The sequence below is a fragment of the Bacillus sp. CGMCC 1.60114 genome, from assembly GCF_042676365.1.
GTDB lineage: Bacteria > Bacillota > Bacilli > Bacillales > Bacillaceae_G > Bacillus_A > Bacillus_A rhizoplanae_A.
Window position 1 is genome coordinate 46,570 of the sequence record NZ_JBHTHG010000009.1, and the last position, 22,033, is coordinate 68,602.

At 36.4% G+C, this 22,033-nt stretch carries 23 protein-coding genes; 14 read left to right on the plus strand and 9 right to left on the minus strand.

All coding sequences use genetic code 11. The features are described from left to right. Positions 1-25: 25 nt before the first annotated feature. Positions 26-928, minus strand: a complete 903-nt coding sequence (locus ACFQZ1_RS05715) for a TIGR01777 family oxidoreductase (protein WP_377881143.1) — start codon at positions 926-928, stop codon at positions 26-28. Between the two features lie 80 nt (positions 929-1,008). Between ACFQZ1_RS05715 and recX the strand changes: the two genes are divergently transcribed. Together recX and ACFQZ1_RS05725 are read left to right on the plus strand one after the other, a co-directional pair. Continuing rightward, entirely contained in the window at positions 1,009-1,821 is an 813-nt protein-coding gene (gene recX / locus ACFQZ1_RS05720; RefSeq protein WP_377881144.1) for a recombination regulator RecX, read from the plus strand. An 8-nt stretch (positions 1,822-1,829) separates the two neighbouring features. After that, a complete protein-coding gene (locus tag ACFQZ1_RS05725; protein WP_377881145.1) occupies positions 1,830-2,150 on the plus strand; it encodes a YfhH family protein in 321 nt (106 codons plus the stop codon). A gap of 60 nt (positions 2,151-2,210) precedes the next feature. On the opposite strand, the gene ACFQZ1_RS05730 is transcribed toward ACFQZ1_RS05725, so the two are convergent. Then, on the minus strand, positions 2,211-2,363 hold the full coding sequence (locus tag ACFQZ1_RS05730; protein ID WP_253628529.1) for a YpzG family protein: 153 nt from the start codon (positions 2,361-2,363) through the stop codon (positions 2,211-2,213). A gap of 38 nt (positions 2,364-2,401) precedes the next feature. Beyond that, entirely contained in the window at positions 2,402-2,563 is a 162-nt protein-coding gene (locus ACFQZ1_RS05735) for a small, acid-soluble spore protein K (RefSeq protein WP_098306889.1), read from the minus strand. A gap of 114 nt (positions 2,564-2,677) precedes the next feature. On the opposite strand from ACFQZ1_RS05735, the gene ACFQZ1_RS05740 reads away from it, so the two are divergent. After that, entirely contained in the window at positions 2,678-2,944 is a 267-nt protein-coding gene (locus ACFQZ1_RS05740) for a YfhJ family protein (RefSeq protein ID WP_377881146.1), read from the plus strand. Positions 2,945-2,968: 24 nt separating this feature from the next. On the opposite strand, the gene ACFQZ1_RS05745 is transcribed toward ACFQZ1_RS05740, so the two are convergent. Beyond that, on the minus strand, positions 2,969-3,949 hold the full coding sequence (locus tag ACFQZ1_RS05745; protein ID WP_377881147.1) for a metal-dependent hydrolase: 981 nt from the start codon (positions 3,947-3,949) through the stop codon (positions 2,969-2,971). A gap of 147 nt (positions 3,950-4,096) precedes the next feature. Here ACFQZ1_RS05745 and mutY point away from each other — a divergent pair, with 147 nt between their 5' ends. Beyond that, positions 4,097-5,191: an A/G-specific adenine glycosylase gene (gene mutY, locus ACFQZ1_RS05750; RefSeq protein ID WP_377881148.1), complete on the plus strand. Its 1,095-nt coding sequence runs from the start codon at positions 4,097-4,099 to the stop codon at positions 5,189-5,191. Between the two features lie 38 nt (positions 5,192-5,229). On the opposite strand, the gene ACFQZ1_RS05755 is transcribed toward mutY, so the two are convergent. After that, positions 5,230-5,415, minus strand: coding sequence for a hypothetical protein (locus tag ACFQZ1_RS05755; protein WP_377881149.1), 186 nt, complete (start codon positions 5,413-5,415; stop codon positions 5,230-5,232). A gap of 121 nt (positions 5,416-5,536) precedes the next feature. Between ACFQZ1_RS05755 and ACFQZ1_RS05760 the strand changes: the two genes are divergently transcribed. The 4 genes from ACFQZ1_RS05760 (at position 5,537) to ACFQZ1_RS05775 (ending at position 9,021) form a co-directional block, all read left to right on the plus strand. Continuing rightward, complete coding sequence (locus ACFQZ1_RS05760; protein ID WP_377881166.1) at positions 5,537-5,833, plus strand: gamma-type small acid-soluble spore protein; 297 nt, start codon at positions 5,537-5,539, stop codon at positions 5,831-5,833. 431 nt (positions 5,834-6,264) lie between these two features. After that, the gene (locus ACFQZ1_RS05765; RefSeq protein ID WP_377881150.1) at positions 6,265-6,510 is read left to right on the plus strand and encodes a YgaB family protein; all 246 of its coding nucleotides are present in this window, start codon (positions 6,265-6,267) and stop codon (positions 6,508-6,510) included. A gap of 166 nt (positions 6,511-6,676) precedes the next feature. After that, a complete protein-coding gene (gene ntdP, locus ACFQZ1_RS05770) occupies positions 6,677-7,207 on the plus strand; it encodes a nucleoside tri-diphosphate phosphatase (protein WP_377881151.1) in 531 nt (176 codons plus the stop codon). Between the two features lie 56 nt (positions 7,208-7,263). Continuing rightward, positions 7,264-9,021 (plus strand): ABC transporter ATP-binding protein, encoded by a 1,758-nt coding sequence (locus tag ACFQZ1_RS05775; RefSeq protein ID WP_377881152.1) that lies wholly within the window; start codon positions 7,264-7,266, stop codon positions 9,019-9,021. 18 nt (positions 9,022-9,039) lie between these two features. On the opposite strand, the gene ACFQZ1_RS05780 is transcribed toward ACFQZ1_RS05775, so the two are convergent. The 3 genes from ACFQZ1_RS05780 to hemL form a co-directional block, all read right to left on the minus strand. Continuing rightward, positions 9,040-10,128, minus strand: coding sequence for an aromatic acid exporter family protein (locus tag ACFQZ1_RS05780; protein ID WP_377881153.1), 1,089 nt, complete (start codon positions 10,126-10,128; stop codon positions 9,040-9,042). Positions 10,129-10,409: 281 nt separating this feature from the next. Continuing rightward, positions 10,410-14,849: a glutamate synthase-related protein gene (locus ACFQZ1_RS05785; RefSeq protein ID WP_377881155.1), complete on the minus strand. Its 4,440-nt coding sequence runs from the start codon at positions 14,847-14,849 to the stop codon at positions 10,410-10,412. A gap of 315 nt (positions 14,850-15,164) precedes the next feature. After that, positions 15,165-16,454, minus strand: a complete 1,290-nt coding sequence (gene hemL / locus ACFQZ1_RS05790) for a glutamate-1-semialdehyde-2,1-aminomutase (protein ID WP_377881156.1) — start codon at positions 16,452-16,454, stop codon at positions 15,165-15,167. A gap of 256 nt (positions 16,455-16,710) precedes the next feature. Here hemL and ACFQZ1_RS05795 point away from each other — a divergent pair, with 256 nt between their 5' ends. From ACFQZ1_RS05795 to perR, 6 genes are all read left to right on the plus strand, one after another. Further along, positions 16,711-17,724 (plus strand): ABC transporter ATP-binding protein, encoded by a 1,014-nt coding sequence (locus ACFQZ1_RS05795; protein WP_377881158.1) that lies wholly within the window; start codon positions 16,711-16,713, stop codon positions 17,722-17,724. Next, positions 17,717-18,508, plus strand: a complete 792-nt coding sequence (locus ACFQZ1_RS05800; protein WP_377881160.1) for an ABC transporter permease — start codon at positions 17,717-17,719, stop codon at positions 18,506-18,508. Before ACFQZ1_RS05795 ends, ACFQZ1_RS05800 begins: the two co-directional genes overlap by 8 nt. A 7-nt stretch (positions 18,509-18,515) precedes the next feature. After that, complete coding sequence (locus ACFQZ1_RS05805; RefSeq protein ID WP_377881161.1) at positions 18,516-19,301, plus strand: ABC transporter permease; 786 nt, start codon at positions 18,516-18,518, stop codon at positions 19,299-19,301. Positions 19,302-19,430: 129 nt separating this feature from the next. Next, positions 19,431-19,835, plus strand: a complete 405-nt coding sequence (locus tag ACFQZ1_RS05810) for an ion channel (RefSeq protein ID WP_377881162.1) — start codon at positions 19,431-19,433, stop codon at positions 19,833-19,835. A gap of 46 nt (positions 19,836-19,881) precedes the next feature. Continuing rightward, positions 19,882-20,337: a thioredoxin-dependent thiol peroxidase gene (gene bcp / locus ACFQZ1_RS05815; RefSeq protein WP_377881163.1), complete on the plus strand. Its 456-nt coding sequence runs from the start codon at positions 19,882-19,884 to the stop codon at positions 20,335-20,337. Positions 20,338-20,751: 414 nt separating this feature from the next. After that, positions 20,752-21,177, plus strand: a complete 426-nt coding sequence (gene perR, locus ACFQZ1_RS05820) for a peroxide-responsive transcriptional repressor PerR (protein WP_377881164.1) — start codon at positions 20,752-20,754, stop codon at positions 21,175-21,177. 63 nt (positions 21,178-21,240) lie between these two features. Here perR and ACFQZ1_RS05825 read toward each other — a convergent pair whose 3' ends face one another. Beyond that, complete coding sequence (locus ACFQZ1_RS05825) at positions 21,241-21,597, minus strand: YgzB family protein (RefSeq protein WP_377881165.1); 357 nt, start codon at positions 21,595-21,597, stop codon at positions 21,241-21,243. Positions 21,598-22,033: the final 436 nt, after the last annotated feature.

Below are 22,033 nucleotides of genomic sequence, written 5' to 3' on the forward strand. Positions count from 1 at the left end.
TTCTCTTGAGAAAGTTTAGAAATTATTAGTAAGATACAATATTTTGAAGCGCGTGTTCTAAAGTATCATAAGAATGTGTATATCCATGTTGTATTGCTTTTTGAGGTAATACATTTTGTCCTTGTAAAATAAGGGTGCTCATTTCACCTAGAAGGGTTTTGAGTGCAAATGCAGGTACCGGTAACCAATGCGGTCTATGCATCACTTTTGCGATGGTTTTGCCGAACTCTTTCATTGTTACGGGATGAGGGGCTGTAACATTTAATGCACCGTTCACTTCTTTTGTATGAATAGCAAAATCAATCATTCGAACAACGTCTTCAAGATGAACCCAAGAAAGCAATTGGTTGCCTGATCCAATTGTTCCCCCGATAAACAATTGATAGGGAAGTAACATTTTCGGCAACGCTCCTCCATCTTTTCCAAGAACAACACCAAAGCGTGTATAGACAGTGCGAATACCAAGTGTAGCAGCTTTGCTTGCTTCTTCTTCCCATAACTTTACTGTAGTAGCTAAAAAATCATTACCTGGTTGTAGGTGATTTTCCGTAAATGTTTCTGTTTCTGATGTACCATAATAGCCGATGGCACTTGCATTAATAAATGTGTGAGGGGATTGAGGCAACATTTGTAGTTGTTTAATTAATCCTTGAGTCGTTTGTAAGCGACTATTGACGATTCTTTCTTTCTGTTTTTTAGTCCAACGTCCATTGTTAATAGATTCCCCGGCAAGATTAATAACAACATCAATGGAAGGAAGGGGGAATTTTGAATCGGCAGCATCCCATTTTATATATTGAATATTTGAGGGTGAATGATTTACTCTCAGTTGACGCGTTAAAATGTATACGGTATGTCTGTTGCTTGCTAAATATAAAGTGAGTGCTTTTCCAATAAAACCTGTTCCTCCAGAAATAGCAATTTCCAAGAGAAATCCCTCCTTATTATATATATTCAAGAAATTTAAATTTGTTGCATATATGTTAAAATGATATTGAGGTGAAATTTATGGCTGTCATTACAAAAATAGAAGTACAAAAGCGAACAAAAGAAAGGTTTAATATTTATGTTGATAAAGGTCATGGAGAAGAATATGGTTTCAGTGTAGATCAAGTGACCTTAATTAAACACGGACTTCAAAAGGGCTTAGAATTTGATGATGTTGAATTAGCGAATCTTTTATACGATGAAGAGGTACAAAAAGCGTATTTATACGCCATTACTTATTTATCGCATCAAATGAGAACGAAACAAGAAGTAGAAGAGCAATTACGGAAAAAAGAAATTGGACAAGCCATCATCTCTGAAGTTATTTCAAAACTATTGCATGATCGTTATATTAATGATAAAGAGTATGCAATTGCATATGTACGTACTCATAGCAATGTGAGTCAAAAAGGACCGATTGTTATCAGACGTGAACTGTTAAGTAAGGGTATTTCGGATGTAATTATTACACATAGTTTACAGGAGTATCCACAAGAAAAACAAATTGAAAATGGTCTTGGACTTATAGAAAAAAAGAAGAAGGCTTATCAAAAACATTCTTTTCTGCAAATGAAACAAAAATTAGAGGAAATGCTAGTACGTAAAGGGTATGGGCGTGATATCATTCAAATTTGTTTAGAAGAACTACAGGATGAAAAGGATGATAAAAAGCAAGAAGAAGCCCTTATATATCATGGTAATAAATATCATGAAAAGTATAAGAAATATGATGGCTGGACGTATGAAAATAAGATGAAGCAAGCATTATATCGAAAGGGTTTTTCGATTGATGAAATAGAAGTGTTTATTCAAATGAAACGTGAAGAGGGATGAGGAGAAATATGAGAAATATGCCAAAGCGCTATAGTGAGATGACACCACATGAGTTAAGAGAAGAAATTGGCACTTTAAAAGAACAGGCAGTGAAGGCAGAGCAGCTTGGTATTGTAAATGAATTTGATGTACTAATGAGGAAAATCGCAATGGCTCGTGCTTATATGACAGATATCAATGCATTTCAGATTGGTGAAACATATGAACTTACAGAAGAGCCAGGGGTATCTTTTACGATTACGTATTTTAATGGAGTATTTGCTTGGGGTCACAAACAAAATGAAACAGAGGAAATTGGTATTCCTATTTCGCTATTACAACAGAAATAAAAACCAGAGAGCCTTGGCTGCTCTGGTTTTCACTTTATAGTTGTTAAAGGAGATAGGCAATCAAGTTTGGCGTTTTCTCATCTCATTTGCCAAAATAATAAGAGATTGAGTTTGCTGCGTTTGTCCATTCACTTGTGCTTTTGCATGTTTTCGACGCGCCCATGTAGGGTTGAATAACTCGGAACGATGGTCTAAATGATCGCGGTAACTCATCTTATCACCTCGTGTAAGAAGTTATCGATAAACATTTGTTATGCTTCTTCTTCTCGATTAGCGGCATGCATTCGTTCTTGCGGATGCGTATTAATGGTGCCGTTAGGTCGTTTCGAAGCAAAACGTGCTTGTGCTTTTGGCGGACCGTCTAACTTATTGTTATTTCTAGCTTCAGACCAAATTTCAGATTGTTTGCCCAAGAGGAACTCCCCCTCGCTACAAATTGATACAAAAAGTATCACTTATAGAATGTGCAATGTGAGAGAAAATATTCTATAAAGTAAAATGGATAAATTGACTAAAGGAGACATAAAATGAACGATATTTTTGAAAAATTAACGAAAGAACTTCTTGAAAAAAATGCTTCCCTTTCTTACTCTCAAGCCCGTACTTGGATTGAGTTGTTATGGGAGGATTTTAGCGCGACATATGCAAAGATAGGAACGTATCAAGGGATTGAAATGACAGAGAAAGTTGTACGAGCGTGGATTAACAACCAAGGGGCGCGTTTGCATGAAATTCAAACGAGTAATCCAAAGTATAGTCATTTAATTAATCGAGAAAATCATTTGAAACATTAAAAAACGACCAATTGTGGTCGTTTTTTAATGGGGAAGTAATTCTAATTTTTTTCGTAGTTTTTCTTCACTGAAAATCCATCCGGTGTATGAACTCATAATATCGAGCTCTTTATTAAGTTGAACGATTGCAACAAATGGATAATAACCTTTGCTGCGATAGCGCAGATCAATAAATCGAACTTCATAATAATCGTTGTATTCAAAAATGTCCCAGCGATAGACAGGAGAAAACGATAAGAATGCTGAAATGTTTTCATCTTTTTGAGCGGCACGAATGATATCATTATCAGGTAATGGAATGCGCTCGAATTTATCATGAACCATAATATGACCGCGATGCCAATGAGCAACAAAGTAATGATCTTTTGTCACAATAGCTAAGCGGTAATGATAAAAGCGGTATGACGGTGAAATAATGACTTGTTCAACATCACGGAACCGTTTATTTACGACACTTTTTACATTTTGGCGCATCATAATTCGGCCAATATAATAAACGGTCATTAATATATAAGCCGCCGCCGCCGTATAACCTTTATTTGCACCGACAAGCATACATGCAATCGCTAATGTATGAATGAAGAAGATAACTGCATCAAATGTATTAATAACGCCTAGTGCCACCCATCTCTTAGTAAAGGGCCGCAGCGCTTGTGTGCCGTATGCATTAAAAATATCAACAAAAACATGAAGGAAAACAGCAATAAATGTCCATAGAAGAAGATGAAGATAAGGACTTCCTTGAAATATTGCAAAAGTAATCCCACTAATAAGAAATGACCAAAGAATAACAGCTGGGATAGAGTGAGTAATCCCACGGTGATTTCGAATGTATTTCGCATTGTTTCGTAATTTTAAGACAGTATCAATATCAGGGATATTCGAACCAACAATTGTTGCAAACATCACAGCTTGTGGTCCTAAGTCACTATGGCTGAGCGCTGGATCTAGTGTGGCTAAGCTTCCTAACGTAACGCCCATGACAAGATGAGTGGCTGTGTCCATGAAAACCACCTCCGTTTTTTATTAATGTAACTCTTTTTATTTTATATCACAAGGCATTTACCTTTTATTTCTTACATCATCTTACTTAAATTTTCTCCCAAATTCTTTATAATAGTACGTATATGCAAAAAATGAGGGGGATCAAGTTTGAAGCTTGAGATATTAGACGACTTTAATATAGAAAAATTTCGACATGATTTAATCAGTTGGTTTGAAACGGAGCAACGTGATTTACCATGGCGCATCAATAAAGATCCATATCGCGTTTGGGTTTCAGAAATTATGCTTCAGCAAACACGAGTTGAAGCTGTAAAACCATATTACGCAAATTTCATGGAAAAGTTTCCAACGCTAGAAGCATTAGCTGATGCCGAGGATGAAGAAGTGTTAAAAGCGTGGGAAGGACTGGGGTATTATTCGAGAGCACGTAATTTACACGCTGCAGTAAAAGAAGTAAAAGAACAATATGGTGGAAAAGTTCCAAACGATGTAAAACAAATTGAAAAGTTAAAAGGTGTAGGACCGTATACAAAAGGAGCAATTTTAAGCATTGCTTACGGAATTCCAGAGCCAGCTGTTGACGGAAACGTGATGCGTGTATTATCAAGAATCTTGTCGATATGGGACGATATTGCTAAACCAAAGACACGTAAATTATTTGAAGGTATTGTTCGTGAAATCATTTCAAAAGAAAATCCATCTTATTTTAACCAAGGATTGATGGAATTAGGTGCACTGATTTGTGTTCCTAAAAATCCATCTTGTCTTCTATGTCCTGTTAGGGAGCACTGCCGCGCGTTTGCAGAAGGAGTACAAAAGGAATTGCCTGTGAAAAGTAAAGCGAAAGCACCGAAAATGGTCCCAATCGTTGCTGGTGTATTGCGTACAGAAGATGGTAAATATGCAATCAATAAAAGAGAAAGCACAGGGTTGCTTGCTAACATGTGGGAATTTCCTAACGTGGAAATTGGAGAAGGAATTCGTAACCACAAACAACAATTGACAGATTATATGAAAGAGAAGTTTTCTCTTTCTGTTTCTATTGATAATTATGCAATGAATGTTCAGCATACATTTACGCATAGAACGTGGGATATATTTGTATTTTATGGTACAGTAACAAATTCAATTGTTGAAACAGACACTTTAAAGACGATAACTGTTCAGGAATTTGAACAGTTACCAATTTCTAAATCACATCGAACAATTTTTGAAGAGTGTGTAAAAAAACTCCAGCCGTAGCGGCTGGAGTTTTTAATCATAGGATATTTTTGATTAGCTTATTGCTGCTGTAAACCACCGCGTGCTTCAATTTCTTTTATAATCTCTTTATAAATAGTTTGGCCTTCTACATTTAAATATGGCATCATTTGCTGCAGGGAATGATGAAAATAAGCGAGTTCATGTTTTTTCCAATGATCTTTCGGAGTCATTGATAATTCCGTCATATCACGTCCCAAATACATATATTCACACCTCCATCACAGTTAGTTTGAATGAACATTTTTGTCTGTATACGTAAAAAAATATTTTTCTTTTCACATTTTTAACGGATATGTTCAGAGAAGGATGGTTACATTATGTGTTGTGGAGGTGAGAAAGATGAACAAACAACATGGTTTTGGAAAAACAACTTCTGGTGCTAGCATTCAAAGCGCAAAACAACAAAGCGCTAGCTATGGCACAGAATTTGCAACAGAAACAAATGTACAAGCAGTAAAACAACAAAACGCACAAGCAGAAGCTAAGAAATCACAAGCTTCTGGTGCTGCTAGCGCTCAAAGTGCAGCTGCTAGCTATGGTACAGAGTTTGCAACAGAAACAAATGTACAAGCAGTAAAACAACAAAACGCAAAATCAGCAGCAAAGAAAACACAATCTTAATCACAAAAAACACTCCTTTTTATGTAAAAGGAGTGTTTTTCTTTTTTATCCCGCTATTTGCGGGCGGTAAGACCCCCATCTCAAGGTTGAGAGAGAAACGAAGAAGATAGATGGGAGATAACTGCTGGCATGCGCCCGATTGGTGAGAGCTTTCCATCAGTGGGGGATGAAAAACTGCCCCACTGATGGAAGTTTCACTTTATCCCGCTATTCGTGGGCAGTAAGACCCCATCTTAAGGTTCTGAAAAAACAAAGAAGATGGATGGGAGGGAACTGCTGATATATGCTCGGTTGAGGATAAAAATAATTAATGAAAGTTTTACTTCATTTGTGAGAGCCGACACAACTTCTAATAAGTCAACAAATATAGTCAAAGGAGAAGAACCATCTTTATTCGAAACTATGTAATAGTATTTTTAAGGAGGTATGGAATGAAACAATTTGATGGACTAGTTGAAGAACAATTGAGGACGATGGACGAATTGTTAAAGTTACAAGTTCATCTAGAAAAATACCAGCATCTTGAAGTAAATCAGCAAGATATGAAGGAGCTTCATTTTATTCGTCAGGAAATTCAAAGAACAGAGAAAAATTTAAAAGCTTTACAGGAGAAATTTGAGCAGCAAACAGCTGCAGTGATTCATTCTTTTGAAAATGAGAAAATGATTTCGAACTAAGAGACGATTTTGTAAATCGGCTCTTTTGTTTTAAAATTTCGACAGAACCGTTATAATAAAAAGAAAAGTGAATTCGACTCAATATGTTTTGAGAAAAAAGTAAAAATGAATGATATACCAAGTAACAACTTTAGAAGAGCGTTCACGACGAAAGAAGGGAGAAAGTATGGGGTTTCCCAAAGAAGGAGATAAAATACAAATACATAGTTATAAACATAACGGTTCCATTCATAGAATGTGGGAAGAGACAACGGTTTTAAAAGGTACACAAAGTTTTGTTATTGGAGCAAATGATCGAACAATGGTAACAGAATCAGATGGGAGAACGTGGATTACGCGTGAACCAGCTATTTGTTATTTTCATTCGAATTATTGGTTTAATATTATTGGAATGCTAAGGCAGGATGGTGTGTACTATTATTGTAATTTAAGTTCACCATTTGCCTATGATTATGAAGCATTAAAATATATTGACTATGATTTAGACATTAAAGTGTATCCTGATATGACGTATACATTGTTAGATGAAGATGAGTATGAAAAACATCGTGAGCTTATGAACTATCCAGCTGTCATTGACACTATATTAAAAAGAAACGTTGAATATTTAACGCAATGGATTCATCAACGAAAGGGGCCATTTGCTCCTGATTTTATTGATATGTGGTATGAACGATATTTAATGTATAGAGACTAGAGAAAAACCTGCTAGGATATCCTGCAGGTTTTGTCTTGTTAGAACGGGGGAGTGGCATGAAAGGAATAAAACGGTATCTACAATTTGTAAAGCCGTATCGGTGGCTCATTACGGTGACAATTGTAATAGGTCTCATTAAATTTGGTATTCCGCTTATTATGCCTTGGTTATTAAAGTATATTATTGATGATATTATTCAAGGAGGAAGTTCACTCGAACAGAAAACATCTCAATTATTTACGGCTATTGGGGTTGCGTTGTTTATTTTTGCGGTGCTACGGCCTCCGATTGAATATTATCGTCAATATTTTGCACAGCGTATCGGAAATGAAGTGTTGTATGATTTGAGAAAATATATTTTCGCGCACTTACAAAAATTAAGCTTACGTTATTACTCTAATACGAAGACCGGTGAAATTATTTCTCGTGTAATTAATGATGTTGAGCAGACAAAAGACTTTGTTATTACTGGATTAATGAATGTTTGGCTTGATACAGCAACAATTTTTATTGCAATTGTGGTTATGTTTTCGATGAATGTGAAACTAACGCTTGTTTCCTTACTCGTATTACCTATTTATGTAGTTGCAGTTAAATACTTTTTCAGTCGTCTTCGAACATTAACACGTGAGCGTTCACAAGCGCTGGCAACAATGCAAGGATATTTACACGAGCGTATTCAAGGTATGCAAGTGACACGTAGCTTTGCGTTAGAGGAGTATGAAGAAGAGCAATTTCAAAAGAAGAATAGTAAATTCTTAACGAGGGCATTAACACATACGAGCTGGACCGCGAAGACATTCTCTACTGTAAACACATTAACGGATCTTGGTCCTTTAATCGTAATAGCTTTTTCTGCTTATGAAGTCATTCATGGATCGTTAACACTTGGTACAATGGTAGCTTTTGTCGGTTATATGGATAGTTTATATAGTCCGTTACGCCGTCTTGTAAACTCTTCGACCACACTTACGCAATCTTTTGCCTCTATGGACCGTGTTTTTGAATTGCTAGATGAGGAGTATGATATTATAGATTGCCCAGATGCTATCGTAAAGAATTCACTTCGAGGTGAGGTCGTATTTAAAAATGTTTCATTTCGCTACAATGAAGATGAACAAGATGTGCTTCGAAATATTTCTTTATCTATTTCACCAGGTGAAAAAGTAGCACTTGTTGGTCTAAGCGGGGGTGGGAAGTCTTCACTTGCAAGTTTAATTCCTCGTTTTTATGATGTTTCTAAAGGATCGATTTATGTAGATGAGATTGATGTTAGAAATTACGATGTGCGTAATTTACGCAGTCATATTGGTCTTGTTTTGCAAGATAACATTTTATTTAGCGATACGGTTGGAGCGAATATTTTATATGGAAGACCTGAGGCGACAGAAGAAGAGGTAGTAGAAGCAGCTAAAGCTGCACATATTCATGATTTTATTATGAGTTTGCCTGATAGATATGAAACGGTAGTCGGGGAAAGAGGTGTGAAATTATCAGGTGGGCAAAGACAACGCATTGCAATTGCACGTGTATTTTTAAAAAATCCCTCACTGCTTATTTTAGACGAAGCTACATCTGCGTTAGATTTAGAAAATGAACGCTATATTCAAGAAGCGTTGCAAACGCTAGCTGCTGACCGAACTACAATTATTATTGCGCATAGATTATCAACAATTACACATGTAGATACAATTATTTATTTAGAAGACGGTGAGATAAAAGAAAAGGGTTCTCATCAGCAATTAATGCAAAAGCGCGGGCATTATTATAATTTATATCAAATTCAACATATAAAAGAAACGACCCCTTCGTAATGTGAAAGGGTCGTTTTTTCATTCATCTTCTTGTTTATCATGAATTTGTAGTTCGTCTTCTGGCTTATGATACGTATAGAAGCTGTCTACAAGTAAATCTAGATGTTCTACTTCTTCGCTATAATTAATAATAGCTGAAACGAGAGTGAACAGGTGAAGCCATATTTTATAACTTTCTTCATCTTCTTTATTTTGGTAGTTCATAAATATGTCAATTAGTTGTTGTTTACCAATAGAAACCTCGTCAAGAAATTCAACAGATTGTTGTTTCTTTGCTTTCCCGATAAATTTCAGCAATACTTGCTCATGATAATGTGTTAACGAATCAAGTTCATTTTGAATCGATTCTTGAAATGATTCTGGCATATAACGTAATTCGTTTTCTGTTCGATGTAATGCTTTTAATGTACTCAAAGCACGATTAGTTGCCGTTAACATTTGTCTAAATAAAACTAACTTACGAATTTTAGCAAATTGCACTTTTTTCGTATAGCTTCTTTCTTCCTTATACAGTAAGTAGTAATGATTTAGACGAATCATTTTTTCTTTCATATGGTCAATATCTGTTTTCAATGTTGTGAAATCAGATGCTTGCCTGCTGTTCATACGAATCCATTTTACGACTTCTTCTGTATTATCCACGATTTTATGATAGAGTTTTGTTTCGTATTTTGGCGGCATAAATATTAAATTTACTAGAGATGCTGCGATAATCCCAACCATAATTGTTGCAAAGCGTAATAGGGCAAAATCAAAGAAATTTGCACCTTGATATTCCATAATGGCAATAACAGTTACAAGGGCAATGGAAATTGTATTTTCTAAATGTAATTTTAAAGCAAGTGCAATAACTAATATACATGTTAATCCAATAATAAAAGGGTTGTTTCCAAAGGCAAATACAAAGACAATGGCAAAAATTGCCCCAATTACATTTGCTTGAATTTGTTCTAGAGCTGTTAAATATGAGCGGTACACAGAGGGTTGTACAGCAAAAATTGCTGAGATCCCAGCGAATACAGGGCTTGGTAATCCAAGCAATAAACATGCAAATAAAGCTAATGTAATGGCAATACCCGTTTTTAAAACGCGAGCACCAAGTTTCATACTCTTTTTAATATCCTTTCTTTCTTGTCATAATGAATGTACAACATGATACTATACATTCATTAACTTATGTTAGCAAGTAATATTTTAATGAAAAAACCTGCTGAATTTCAGCAGGTTTTTTGATTTGTTATAGAGTACTACGAGAATCATAAGTCGTCAATTAGAAAATTGTTATTCTTAAATAATGAAAAATTTATCCCGTATAAGCCCGATTGGTGAGGGCCAATAATCAGTGGTGGATGAAGAAAGCCCCCCACTGGTTAAAGTTTCACTTTATATTACTCTGTTGAAACAGATGGGTCTGCTTGCTCTTTTGTTGGAATTACTTCGTAAAAATGAGAATTCATATCTTCTAACAAAGGTGAAAGAAGAGCAACTTCCTCATATTGTTCATGTTCGTTTAGTACGCGAAGATAGTCTGATAATAGTTCGTTTACATCAGATTCTCCGGTTTTACTGAGTGGACGAAGCGTAACGTTAGCACCTTTTGCGATTCGTCGCTCTAATGCTTGTTCTGTTAATCCGAGATCAGGTTGGTGACGTAAGTATACAACTCCTCCTGTCATTCCAGCACAAATCCATGGACCAGGGTCACCGAGGACGAGCGCGCGACCATTTGTCATATATTCAAAAGCAAATCCTTTTATATTAGCGTGAACACCGATGTTTCCATGTTCTTCTTTTAAAAGTGGTTTTGTCATTCTTCCACCAATAATCATATCAGCACCTGATAGACGAATCCCAGCTCTAGCATCAGCATTTCCTTGTACGTATAATGATCCTTTTTGTGCTCCGTATCCGAATCCTTTTCCAACAGAACCGTTATAGTATTTACCGTCTTTTCCTTTTGTTTTTGTAATGTAAATGCCGCCTCCAAAAGCTGTTTTTCCGATGCCGTCTTGCGCGCCGCCATTGACATGAATGAATAGATTGTCACTATTATAGGCGCCTAAACCATTTCCAGGAACAGAACCATTTGTGTATTTTAATGTAATTGGCTCTAATACATGATTTTCATATAATTTGCTGCGCACGCGGTAGCAAGACTCCATGCCACCCATTACGCGTTGGTCGACGCCGACGCTAACAAGTTCTTTTGATTCAATGGTATAAGTAGTTTCTCTATATTTTTGTTTTGATGTTGTTTGTAAGGAATTGTATGTTACACCTTCTAAAGTGTGTAATAGATAATGTAAATTTAGTAAATGCTGGCCGTGTGCTTGTTCTAACAAATCGGAACGTCCGACTATTTCTTGTAAATTTTCATAGCCAAGCTGACCTGTTAATCGTTTTAGTTCTGTTCCAAAAGCTGTGAATAAATTCAATAATCCATTTACGGCACTTTCGAAATTTCGCGGCACAAAGCGGCGCAGACCATGTTCTTTCGCTTGGGCTTCTGATTCAATTTGCGTTGCAATTCCAACATGACATGTATCTAAATGGCAGCCGCGGCATGTTGTACAACCAATGGCAATCATGGAAAGCGTACCAAAGCCAATACGATTTGCACCAAGAAGCATTATTTTTAATGCATCTGCAGCACTGCGTATACCACCATCAGCCCAAATTTCTACATGATGTCTCATTCCGGCTTCTAATAGAGCATTATGAGCCGCTTTTACACCAATTTCAACAGGAAGGCCAACGTGTTGTAAGGCATGAATACGTGCTGCACCTGTCCCGCCGTCGAAACCGCTAATGTTGATAAAATCAGCACCAGCTTTGGCGATGCCTACTGCAATGGTTCCAATATTAGGGACAACAGGAACTTTAACCGCTACTTTTGCATGCTGATTAGCCGTTTTAATTTCTGTAATCATTTGGGCTAAATCTTCAATCGAATAAATATCATGGTTATTCGAAGGAGAGATTAAGTCCGAACCAATTGTCGCATTTCGAGCTTCTGCAATTTTTGCTGTCACTTTCGAACCTGGTAAATGTCCGCCTTCTCCTGGTTTTGCTCCTTGCCCAATTTTAATTTCAATTAAGTTAGAGGAATTGAGCAGTTCAGCATTAACACCAAACCGTCCTGATGCAACTTGTTGTCCACGCGTATGCGGATATTTGCCAACCATATCTTTAATTTCGCCGCCTTCACCGTTTAAACTAATCATATTTAAGCGATCAGCAGCCTCAGCGTAAGCGCGGAAGGCAATTTCATTTTGTGAACCGAATGACATCGAGCTAATAATAAATGGAAGGCTATGATTGTTTACTTCAATCGACACTTGTTCAATTGGAACTTTATGACTTGCTTCCTTTATTTTTATAAGATGACGAATTGTTGTTGGATTTTTTTCTTCTAATTCCTCTAGTTTTTCACGATAGTCATCGTAGACATTCCCTTTTGCGATGTCCCCAATTGCTTTCCAAATGCGTGGGAATAGATGAAACGTTTTTCTTATTGTTGCTTTTTCTTTCGCATAATCTATTGCTCGCACTTTTGCATCTTCAGCTAGTGCTTCTAGTGAAAAATCTAACGTATCAGATCCGAGAAAATTTGTAATATCCAGTATACGTGCGATTTCTTCATGTAAACCAATGGAAGAGAAGAGTCGGCCATAGCCGCGTAATTCATGAATTCCAAGTGTTGAAATGACTTTCTCAAGGCCTTTGTTGAATGCGTTATATAAATTAAGAATAGGCTTTTCTGTTCCATCATTTACTGTTGCAAAGGTAAGGTATGGATTTATAACATCTGCCCCTAAACCATATAATGTTACAATATCGTGTAATGAGCGGAGTGCTCCAGAACGTACGACAATTGCACAATCGCGGCGGAGTTTATGCTTTACAAGTTCTTGATGGATTCGTGCTGTGATTAGGTGTGGATCAATCCATAATTGGCTGTTTTGATGAGCCTCTGTATCGTCAAGTACGAGAAGAGAGGTTCCTTTTTTTATTGCTGTTACAGCTTCTGTTCCTAGTCGATTAAGTGCAGTATATAAAGTTTCATCCGCTGTAAATGTTGCAGATAGTTTATAGACAGTGCTATGCAGAGCAAACATACGAATGAGCTGTTCGTATGTTACTGTTTCTAGATGCTTCGTTGCTTGCTGGCCGGGCTCTCCTTCTAGGACAATTGGGCTCGGAAGTTCTACAACAAATGGTTGTTCTTCAGTGGCATACAAATTTGGGCGTGTTCCTACAATTGTACGCGTAGAGAAGTGCTCTATTTCTCGATCGCGATCAATAGCAGGATTTGTTACAACAGCAACGCTTTCTTTTATAAAATCAGCAATATTTCTTCTTCCTATATCGAGTCCTGCAAGAGGGGCATCATGTCCGAGAGAACGGATTGGCTCAGCACCTTTTTCTGCCATTTGTTCGAGAAGCTGAATATGTTCGCGATCCCAACCAAAAGCTGCGTATTGTTCTGTTTTTACTTCAGTAATTGAAGCAAGATTATCCAGCTCTTCTGTTGGTGGAACATGTAGATGATAACGATAGTCGATAAAGTCAATTCGTTGTTTTATACGTGCATATACTTCCTCTTGATAGACATCGTATTCGTATAGAATAAGATCGCCTTGTGCATTCCGCTTTAGCCCAATTTTTTCTCCAGGAGCAAGTGATTTTGGTTCTGCAACATATTCTGATGGAGAAATAACACCTGGTTCAGAAGAAAAGATATAAGAATTTTCTGTTTCTGTTTTCCAAACTGGTCGTAAACCAAGGGAGTCTACACTAAAAACAGCTTCATCTTTATGCCGTGAAATAATTCCAGCTGGTCCTTGAGCGAAATGTCCCCATGCCTCACGTACATACGTATATAAATCTTGCATATGCGGCTTGTATAATTTAATTTCATTAATAATTGGCGGAAATAATATATCCATCGCTTCGAATAGACTGTAGTTGTAATGAGTGAGAAGTGTTTCTAGGGTGCGGTTTAAATCTTGAGAGTCACTGCCTCCAATTGTAAGTGGTACACCAATCATTTCAGCTTGATCGCGTAGCTTAGCAATTGTGTTAATTTCTCCATTATGTCCAAGGATGCTAAATGGTTGAACGCGAAAAAAATTAGATAACGTGTTAGTAGAATAACGGTTATGTCCAAGTGTCATTGTGGATGCGATAAGTGGATTTCGCAGGTCATCATAGTAGGATACAAGCGTATCGCCAGCTCCTAATACTTTATAAATAACATAATCCTGACTGAATGAAGCAACATGAATTGCTTCATTTTTTTCAATTTCTATTGTTAGAGAAAATAATAATTGATCGATCTTTTTATATTGATTTTCTGGAACAATAGCAATTTGCCAAAATACTGGTTCTTCCTGTTTGCCGATAGGTCCGAGTGCATCAGAGTTTGTTACGGTGCTAGTTTCAAACACGATAGTTAGATTTTCTTTCTGCAGCAAGGAACGAATATAATTTTGTAAGGAGTTTGTATCCTCTTTTTGGTGTAGAAAAAAATGTCCAACAATAAAGTGAGGGTGGTCCACTAATGTTGGATTATAACCATTTTGACTTAATTTTTCTTTCCAAAGCGTTTTTGGAAGATCAATATGAATTCCGATTCCGTCACCTTCATTATTAATAAATCCAGCACGATGATTCATTTTCACAAGCGATTGTATGCAAAGATTAATGTTTTCTTTCGTTGGAATGTTTTGTTTTTCCATAACGGAAACGATTCCACACGCATCATGTTCTGCATTTGCATAATTTTGAAATAAAGACGGTGTCCATCTATTTGTTTTATTTAGCATCCGTCAATCCCCCTTCGGTGTGAATTTAGAATAGTCAAAATATTAAAGGTGTGCGACACCTAATATTTTAAAATAATAAATCGTTATTCAAGACTAAAAACAAATAATTATGAATAATTATACTATCAATTCATAATTTATGAAATAGTAAAAATAAAAAAACAGAGGGGCACCTCTGTTTTTTATTTCACTTAATATTAATTATTGATGAGAAAAAAGATTCACTGTTATGTAGTTGAGCGTATTACTACTGGTATGCGCTCAACTGGTTCAACTAACCTTTTGGAGAGGAACACTCCAAAAGGAGGTTTCACTTTATTTTAATGCAGCAAATGCTCTGCCGACAGCTTCAATTGTATATTCGATATCTTCTTTTGTATGCTCTGTTGTTAAGAACCATGCTTCATATTTAGATGGTGCTAAGTTAATTCCTTCATGAAGCATTAACTTGAAGAATTTACCGAAAATTTCACCGTCTGTATTTTGTGCAGCATCGTAGTCTTCGATTTTATCTTTTGTAAAGTATACTGTTAAAGCACCTTTTAGGCGGTTTATTGTAATATCAATGTTGTGTGCAGTTGCTTGTTCCGAAATACCTTTTTCAAGCATTGCCCCAAGTTCATCTAGTTTTTCGTATACTCCTTCTTGTTGAAGTACTTCTAAGCATGCGATACCAGAAGCCATAGAAGCTGGGTTTCCAGCCATTGTACCCGCTTGATAAGCAGGGCCAAGCGGTGCAACTTGTTCCATGATCTCTTTTTTACCACCGTAAGCACCGATTGGAAGACCACCGCCGATTATTTTGCCAAGAGCAGTTAAGTCTGGTGTTACACCAAGTAAGTCTTGAGCACCACCATACATAAAGCGGAAAGCTGTGATAACCTCATCATAAATGACTAATGCGCCTGCTGCATGAACAAGTTCATTTACTTTTTCAAGGAATCCAGGTTTTGGTTCGACAATTCCGAAGTTCCCAACGATTGGTTCCACAAGAATCGCTGCTACTTCATGTCCCCATTTATCTAATGCTTCTTTTAATGTTTCTATATTATTAAAAGGAACTGTGATTACTTCTTGAGCGATGCTTTGAGGTACACCAGCAGAATCAGGTGTACCAAGTGTAGAAGGGCCAGAGCCAGCTGCTACAAGTACTAAATCAGAATGTCCGTGGTAGCAACCAGCAAACTTCATAATTTTCGTGCGTCCTGTATAAGCGCGAGCAACGCGGATTGTTGTCATAACAGCTTCGGTTCCGGAGTTTACGAAACGTACTTTATCCATTGCAGGCATAGCTTCTTTTAGCATTTTAGCAAACTTTACTTCTAAAGCTGTTGGTGTGCCATATAATACACCATTTTCAGCAGCTACTTTAATTGCTTCTGTTACGTGTGGATGAGCATGACCTGTAATGATTGGTCCGTACGCTGCTAAATAATCGATATATTTGTTGCCATCTACATCCCAAAAGTAAGCGCCTTTACCACGCTCCATTGCAACGGGTGATCCGCCGCCAACCGCTTTATAAGAGCGAGAAGGGCTATTTACACCACCAACGATATGTTCTAACGCTTCTTTATGTAGTTCTTCCGATTTTGTGAATTTCATGAAAATTCATCTCCTTACAAAAATCTATGTATTATTTTAACACGTTTTTGGAAAAGACGTATTGTTTGTGATAGTTGTTACTGTTGGGTAAACTATTCGTTGGGCTAAACTGAAACTTTCATCGGCATTATCTACTTCATTGTTAGTTAAATGAAGCGAGTTTATAGGAGGAATCCCGCAAAAGCTCGCTGTCTTTATATTATAGGAAAATGAAAGGTGCTGCCTGTTAGAGAGAGAAACAGAAAGGAGAATGAGTATGGAGACGGTTATTGAAGTAAAAGATTTGCGTAAAGAATTTACATCGTACTCAAGCCGCTCAGGGTTAAAAGGAGCGTTTCGTGATTTATTAAATCGTAATTATAAGATTGTACCAGCAGTAAATGATATTTCGTTTACTGTAAAGCAAGGGGAGATGGTTGGATATATTGGTGAAAATGGTGCTGGTAAATCCACTACTATTAAGATGTTAACAGGTATTTTGACACCGACTGCTGGACAAATTACTGTGAATGGCATGAATCCTCACAAACAAAGGGAAGAATTTGTGAAAACGATTGGTGTTGTGTTCGGTCAGCGTTCGCAGCTTTGGTGGGATATTGCTGTACAAGAGTCATTCCGTTTGTTGAAAAAGGTATATGGTGTTTCTGATCAACAATACAAAGAACATATGGAGCATGTGATTGAAACATTGGATATTGGTCCGCTCTTGGACAAGCCGGTGCGTAAGTTATCTCTTGGACAGCGTATGCGCTGCGAATTAGCGGCAGCATTAATTCATAATCCGCCGTTATTATTTTTAGATGAACCAACAATTGGACTGGATGTTCTTGTTAAATTGAAAATCCGTGATTTTCTAAAAGAAATGAATGAGCGATATAAAACAACAATTTTATTAACGACACATGATATTACAGATATTGAAGCGCTTTGTGATCGTGTTGTTATGTTAGATGAAGGAAAAATAATGTATGACGGATCTTTAGACAAGCTAAGATCGCAGTGGGGAGCAGAAAAGGAAATACATTTTCAATTTGGAACTCCTGTTGTTTATCAGCAACTTGCAATGTTAATGCCTGATAATGATGTAGTTTGGTTACAAGGGAAAGAACAAAATACGTGGATTGCCAAGATTCCGAATGAAGAAATTATTATTTCTACTCTTATATCCAAAGTCGTACAAACTTTTGCAATTAAAGATTTAAAAATTAATGAAGTATCTACAGAAGAAATCATTCGTAATATTTATGAAGAGGGTATCACTCATGGATAAATATATTGAAATGATTCGTGTCCGCTTTTTAATGATGCTTGCTTATCGAACGAACTATTATAGCGGTATTATCATTTATACAATTAATATCGGAGCATATTATTTTTTATGGCAAGCGATTTATAGTGGGAAAGAAAATATCGAGAGTTTATCAGTTACACAAATGACAACCTATATCGCAATTGCATGGATGGCTCGTGCTTTTTATTTTAATAACATCGACAGAGAGATTGCGATGGAAATTACAGAAGGGCGGGTTGCGGTTGAGTTAATTCGTCCATATAACTATTTAGGTATGAAAGTGATGCAAGGATTAGGGGAAGGAATTTTTAGATTTGCTTTCTTTTCTATTCCAGGTATGGTGATTGTTACATTGTTATTTTCACTGCAAATTACAACGAATTTCCAAACATGGTTGTACTTCTTCCTATCGCTATTATTTAGTTTTATCATTAATACGCAAATTAATTTAATGACAGGGATGTTAACGTTCTTTTTATTTAATAATAATGGAATTATGTATGCGAAACGTGTCGTTATCGATTTGTTTTCCGGACTGTTACTCCCAATTAGCTTCTATCCGTTATGGGCTCAAAAAGCAATGACGTTTTTGCCGTTTCAAGCGATTAGTTATATTCCGAGTATGATCTTCTCTGAAGGGATACAAGGTGAGGCAATTTATAAAGCTTTATTATTTCAAATAATATGGGCGGTTCTGCTCATTATTCCGATTGTTATGATGTGGAAAACAGCGAGAAAACGGCTGATTGTGCAAGGGGGATGATGAGAAAATGTTATATTTTAAGTTGTTTTTACAATATGCAAGTCAATATATAAAAACGAAGCTAGAATACCGTGGTGATTTTATTGTTGGTTTACTATCAGATTTATTGTTGCAAGCAGTAAACTTAATCTTTATTCTTGTTGTATTTGGACATACACAAGAATTGAAAGGATGGAATAAGGAGGAAGTTATTTTCATTTATGGGTTCTTCTTAGTTCCATTTGCAGTTTTTTCAGCGTTCTTTAATATATGGGACTTTAATGATCGTTATATCGTAAAAGGTGAAATGGATCGGATTTTAACACGTCCAATTCACAGTTTGTTTCAAATTATATTAGAACGAATGGAGCTGGAGTCACTTCTTGGGGCGATAACAGGTTTTGCGGTAATGGGATATGCTGCAGTACAACTTCAATTAACATTTCATTGGTATGATTTCTTTTTATTTATATTAATGGTACTAGGCGGTGCGCTGGTGTATGGGGGGATTTTCATAACACTTGCAAGCATTGGTTTTTGGTCAGATGCAAGAAGTTCCATTATGCCGCTTATGTATAATATCGGAAACTATGGACGTTATCCTGTTAACATTTATAATCGCGTCATTCGGTTTGTCCTAACGTTTATATTGCCGTTTGCTTTTGTTGGTGTGTATCCAGCATCTTATTTTCTAGGGAAAACAGAATGGAACTCTTACGCTTTTGCAACACCTGTTGTTGGAATCATTTGTTTTTCAATTGGTTTTTTCATTTGGAATTCAGGAGTAAAACGATATCGGGGTGCTGGAAATTAATAAGGTTAATTTGTTCATTTCGCTATTAGTGGGCGGCAATCCCCCGCTAATAGAAGTTTCACTTTATTGTCCATTGCGTATGGGATAAAACTCCCTATGTCCTCATACAAATAAAATGAGGTGGAGGACATGTTATGGGGAATTATTTTGTTTATTGCTGCGATTGCTGTGTTGCGAAGTATACAATTGTTATGGAGTTCAGCGGGGGAATCAAACCGTTTTTTCTCTTTGTATAATCTTATTTCATTATTTCTTATTTATACAACTATACTAATTGCCTTTGCGTTAAGTTATGTTGTTCTAGAAGAAAGCGGATTTTCGGTATTAAAGGAAGACGGAAAGGTGATAACAAGTCATTCATTTTCACTTGTAGAGGTATGTTTATATTTTAGTGCGATTACGTTGTTATCAGTTGGATATGGAGACATAACTCCTATTGGAATTGGCCGTTGGATTGCGATTCTAGAAGCACTAATTGGATATACGATGCCATTTGCATTTGTTGTACGGACGGTTATGGAAAATGAAAAATGATACGATATTTGATATAGTGGAAGCAAAAGAGAGGGAGTGATTATACGTGGTTGCAGTAGGACAAATGGCACCGGATTTCACGCTAGAAGCAAGTAATGGAGAGCAAGTGAAACTATCTGATTTTCGTGGGAAACATGTTGTGCTTTATTTTTATCCGAAAGATATGACACCAGGGTGTACAACAGAAGCGTGTGATTTTCGGGATGCATACGGGGTGTTTCAAAAGAAAGATACAGTTATTCTTGGGGTGAGTCCTGATCCAGCAAATAGACATTTGAAATTTATTGAAAAACATGACTTGCCATTTTTACTTTTAGTGGATGAGCAACATGAAGTAGCGGAACTATATGATGTTTGGAAGCTAAAAAAGAACTTTGGAAAAGAATATATGGGTATTGAGCGCTCTACTTTTCTCATTAATAAGCAAGGGGAACTCGTTAAAGAATGGCGTAAGGTGAAAGTAAAAGGTCACGTAGAGGAAGTTTTATCTTATATAGAGTGAAATTGTCATTAATAGGGGGTGAGTTTTGTTACCCGCTTGTGTGGAACAAAATAATAAGTGGAGTATTCCAAGGCATATGTCTATACACTTTTAGGGATTTCTCATATGTTAGTAGTGTAGGGCATACCTCCTCAGGTGATAGTTTTTCATGTGCGAGCTTTTTCTCGCACTTTTTTTTATACATATGTATAAAAAAGGGCAGACCCATATAAAAATAAAGTGAAACTGGGGAGATTGCTCATTGATAGTTAGTTGAACTACTCGTACTTCTAACTTTTATTAGAGTAAAATGAATGTAAGATGAATAATAAAACACATAGTTACAGTAGAAATATTGACGAGTGAAAGGAAAAGGAGTACACTCTTTATAAGAATTATAAAATGATAATCCGTATAGAATCGGGGTGCATGACGGTGGTCAAAGAGGAATTGAAAGAAGCGCTGGAAATGTTGAAAAATACGGGTGTACGCATTACTCCACAGCGTCATGCTATTTTAGAGTACCTTGTGGAATCTATGACGCACCCAACAGCGGATGAAATTTATAAAGCATTAGAAGGTAAGTTCCCGAATATGAGTGTTGCGACAGTTTATAATAACTTACGCGTATTTAAAGAAGTAGGGCTTGTAAAAGAACTTACGTATGGTGATGCATCTAGCAGATTTGATTATGTTACAAGTCAACATTACCATGTTATTTGTGAAAAATGTGGTAAAATTGTAGATTTTCCGTATACAGGCTTAGAGAAGATTGAGGATGAAGCTGCGAAAGCAACTGGCTTTGTAATCAATAGTCATCGCCTAGAAATTTACGGCGTTTGTCAAGAATGCAACAAGTAATAAGAACGATTAAGAGGCTGACATTTTAGTCAGCCTCTCTTTTTTTAGAAGCAAACATATACATTAGGCTCTGTAATTTTTACGGTTGTATTTTTCATCAAATGCTTTTCCTTCTAAATTACGATCGAGCGTTAGTGGTTGGTTGCAATGCATACAAGAGTCGACTCGTCCAAGTATTTTCGTTGGTTTATTGCAAGATGGACAAACAACTTGGACGGTTTTTGTTGATAGCATACCAATCCAAAAGTAAACAACTGTGCTAGCAATGACAGCTAAAAAACCAACCATCATGAAAATGGTCATGATAATCATATTTTCTCGAAAAAAGACTCCTAAGTATGCAATAAAAAGCCCGATAAATACTAAACTTAATGCAAAGGTTCTAATCTTATTGATTTTATTTGAGTATTTAATGCTCATTCCCCTCACCTACCTATAGGGATAATATAACATATATTTCTGAATTTTTGGATGATTAAGACCTTATTTACTGAATACTGTATAAAGTTACATATATATGGTGTAGTGAACTAGGTGGTCGTCATTTATAGTGATTTAACTATAGTTGTGGAGCATTGGGACGGGATGTGAAATTTTTTTATAAAAAGTGTTGACCCTCTGTAATGGCCGTGTTATATTAATAACCGTCGCTGATGCACAAAGCGGAAAGCGAAAAGAAAAAGAAGTAAAAAAATAATGTTGACATCAAAAAACAAAGATGCTAACATGAGGAAGTCGCAATTGAGCGGCTAACAAGTTCTTTGAAAACTGAACGAAACAAACAACGTGAAACGTCAATTTTTATTTATGATGCTAGACAAACACTTTATTGGAGAGTTTGATCCTGGCTCAGGAT